The sequence below is a fragment of the Cellulosilyticum ruminicola JCM 14822 genome (assembly GCF_001311925.1).
GTDB lineage: Bacteria > Bacillota > Clostridia > Lachnospirales > Cellulosilyticaceae > Cellulosilyticum > Cellulosilyticum ruminicola.
The window spans coordinates 1-3133 of the sequence record NZ_BBCG01000128.1; the positions used below are offsets into that span (position 1 = coordinate 1).

The following is a 3133-nucleotide window of genomic DNA, read 5'->3' on the forward strand; positions in this document are numbered from 1 at the left end:
GTTCATTTATCGCTCGTGTTCCTTGCGACTTGTATAATATTACACTATGTGAGCTATTAAGTCAACACCTTTTTTACATTTTTTATTAAGTCTTTTTTTACCTTATTTTTAATCTAAAAACTTTGTTTTATTACATGTTTTTTTATTTCCCTATAACAAAAGCTCCAGTTATACCTGCTAAAAGCCTTTTGTATAACTGGAGCTCTATCAATTCATTCTATTTCGTATCATACTTCTTTTAAATTATACTTCTAATACTTGTTTTATATGCTCTATAGACATCATATTTCAAAGCTAGTAGCACCTTGATAAATCATCATGCCTATACCATTTAATGTACGGCACCTTACTTCCCTCGCCATTTTTAATAAGGCAGTTTCCGCTGGTGCATATATCTCATCTGTTACGATAAAATCTTTCCTAAGAAATGATGCATCTGGAATACAAGATATTCCTTCAAACAGCTTCATTCCTACATCTGTTGCATTAGTTAATACTATACTTGTATTAATCTCTTCTCTTAATGTTTCTAAATTATCAAGAGCAAATAATCTCACTTCGCATTCAGTGATTTTATGAATACATTCTGCGATTTTTTCCATTCTCTTAAAGTGCATATCTCTTCTATTAAAAATACTAATCGTCTTCACACCATCCAAGACAGCCTGTACTACAATAGCTGTAGCCGCTCCACCAGCTGCAATTAAAGTAATCTTCTCATTAATAATATTAATTTCTGCCTCTTTGAGAGCTTTCATATAACCAATGCCATCTGTAATGTATCCTTTTAAAATACCATTTTCATTCACCACAGTATTAACAACCTGACACATCTGCACCTCTGATGAAACCTCATCTAGATATTTTATAATTTCCAACTTATTAGGCCCACCCGCTTATATTCATCGCCCTAAAATCTTTTATTGTATCTTCTAATATATCATTATCCACTTCAAAAACACGATACGCATAATTCAATCCTAATTTTGCGAAAGCTTCATTATGCATTGTAAGCGATTTAAAATGTCTAATTGGTTTCGCAATAAACCCAATAAGCTCTGTATATCCTGTAATTCTTTCTGCTATTATTTTAGTCCACTCCTTATAATGTCATATATAATTCTCACTTAAACTTCTCTAATGCTCTTCTACTTTAAATTCTATTTTAATCAATTGCTCTACTTACTTTCACTTATAACTTTAAGTACTTCAACTAATTTTCCCACAGGAACTTGTCCTGGTGCTGATGCTTTTTTAGCTGCTCCAAAGGTAAGTGCGCTACCAAATACTTCTCCTGCCAGTCTGCTTATTACACCTAGTCCAGACATAGACATTGTAATAATTGGTCTATCTGCATATTTTGTTACCATCTCATTTGTTGCAGCTAATAATGTTAATACATCTTCCGTTGTTTGTGGCATTACTGCAATCTTAGGAAGATCTGCCCCCATTTCCTGCATTTTGCAAAGTCTACTTATAATCTCTTCTTTTGCAGGTGTTTTTTCAAAATCATGATTAGACATAATAACTTTAACCTGATGTTCATGAGCACATTCAACGATTTCTTTAACCTTTTCATCCCCTGTGAATAACTCCACATCGATTAAATCTGCATTTCCTGTTTCAATAATTGCCTTATTAAGTGCCATATAATGTGCCTCATCTATAGCACATTCTCCCCCTTCTTTCTTACTTCTAAAAGTAACAAGTAGTGGCATATCTCCAAGAGTTTTCCTAAGTAAACTTAATGTCTCTTTCATCTTTTCTAAATCTTTTACTGATTCATGATGATCAATACGCCATTCTACAACATCTAATCTAAGCGTTTTTAAAAAATCTGCTTCTTCCATAAGCGCTTTGTCATTTTTTCCTACAAGTGGTACACAAATTTTAGGCATCCCTTCACCAAGTCTTACATTTCTTACTTCCACAACTCTCTTCATCTAGCCCTCTCCTTATATCTAAATATTTTCCCTACTTTATGCACTATTATAATGCCAAACCTCTATTAAATCTAATCTTAAATCTTCAATATTAGAAACTACCATCAATCTTGATGAACTTATTCCATCTTCTTTTATGAATCATTTTTATGCATCTACTGGTAGGCCACGTAAATACCCATTAAAGGCAATGCTTTGGGCATTTATTCTTCAACGTATTTTTTTCTATTCCTACAGATTCTCTTTTAATTATTTTCCTTAACTATTCTAAGGAACTAAGAGATTTCTGTGGTTTTACCAAAGTTCCTGATGTCTCTAAATTAACTCGTTTTAAGCAAGACTTTTTGCCGGACTTACAATCTATGTTCCATAAACTTGTAGACCTTACAGAACCGATATACCAAAGCATTGATGCTCACAAAGCCTCTATGACTATTTTTGATACTTCCGGCTTGTTGATGTTGCATTTGATAGTAGCACAATCTACAAAGCTTTACTTCATGATTTAAAATTTAAGAAAGCCTGCATGCCTCTCAATAGTCGTTCTAAAATTCAAATGTACACTTTTGCCTTTTTAATGGCGTCTTGTGCACTTTTGTTTGGTCTAAAACCGAAACTATTATCCGAAAACTTGCATCATAGATTTTTGTGAGTTCCTGCGCAATAGCTTGTTGAATCATTCTATAAGTTTTATACTTGCCCACTGTTCTATGATATACGTGCGAAGTTCATCACATCTCATACCATCTACACCATGACTCCCTTTTTTCTTAATAACTCGTTTCATTGCAAGAATCATATTTTCTCTTGCAAGTATTCTTTCGAATAGATTACTTGTTTCAATCTCTACATCGTTTTCTCTTTCTCTCTTTTCTAACGCCGAATCATTACTCTGCATTCCTTGATTACTTACAGTTTCCAACTTTACATCTACCACATTTACACCGTACACTTTCGGATAGTGTAGGATTTCGATTTTTATAGCAACCTCATCCAGTGTACATATGACTCGTATGTGATTTCTGTTCGTCAGACCAAAGTTTTGCTGCCAACTTCCTTCAGATTCCACCTCGAGATGGACACCCTTGTCTTAAGCTATGTGCTTAGCACTATCAACCCCCACTCAGGACTTTCACCTGTTAGATTGCGCCCATGCTGAGCACACTACAAAAAAGGACTAGCATTTTTGC

General features: G+C 34.0%; 4 protein-coding genes and 1 pseudogene. 1 reads left to right on the forward strand and 4 read right to left on the reverse strand.

The window, feature by feature from the left end; all coding sequences use genetic code 11:
- Window positions 1-281: 281 nt before the first annotated feature.
- The 3 genes from JCM14822_RS18175 to aroD all read right to left on the reverse strand — a co-directional run bounded on the left by JCM14822_RS18175 (window position 282) and on the right by aroD (window position 1943).
- Window positions 282-878 (reverse strand): hypothetical protein, encoded by a 597-nt coding sequence (locus JCM14822_RS18175; protein ID WP_330377690.1) that lies wholly within the window; start codon window positions 876-878, stop codon window positions 282-284.
- Between the two features lie 4 nt (window positions 879-882).
- Window positions 883-1089, reverse strand: a complete 207-nt coding sequence (locus tag JCM14822_RS25450) for a hypothetical protein (RefSeq protein WP_456297757.1) — start codon at window positions 1087-1089, stop codon at window positions 883-885.
- 89 nt (window positions 1090-1178) lie between these two features.
- On the reverse strand, window positions 1179-1943 hold the full coding sequence (gene aroD / locus JCM14822_RS18180; protein ID WP_054744036.1) for a type I 3-dehydroquinate dehydratase: 765 nt from the start codon (window positions 1941-1943) through the stop codon (window positions 1179-1181).
- Window positions 1944-2028: 85 nt separating this feature from the next.
- On the opposite strand from aroD, the pseudogene JCM14822_RS19750 reads away from it, so the two are divergent.
- Window positions 2029-2398 (forward strand): annotated as a pseudogene (locus JCM14822_RS19750) (transposase); the annotation flags it as partial.
- 221 nt (window positions 2399-2619) lie between these two features.
- Here the strand turns inward: JCM14822_RS19750 and JCM14822_RS18185 are convergent.
- On the reverse strand, window positions 2620-2880 hold the full coding sequence (locus JCM14822_RS18185) for a hypothetical protein (RefSeq protein ID WP_083461566.1): 261 nt from the start codon (window positions 2878-2880) through the stop codon (window positions 2620-2622).
- Between the last annotated feature and the right edge of the window lie 253 nt (window positions 2881-3133).

Excerpts from the sequence above, each read along its gene's own strand:
- aroD (WP_054744036.1), bottom strand. The coding sequence starts at position 1,943 with ATGAAGAGAGTTGTGGAAGTAAGAAATGTAAGACTTGGTGAAGGGATG.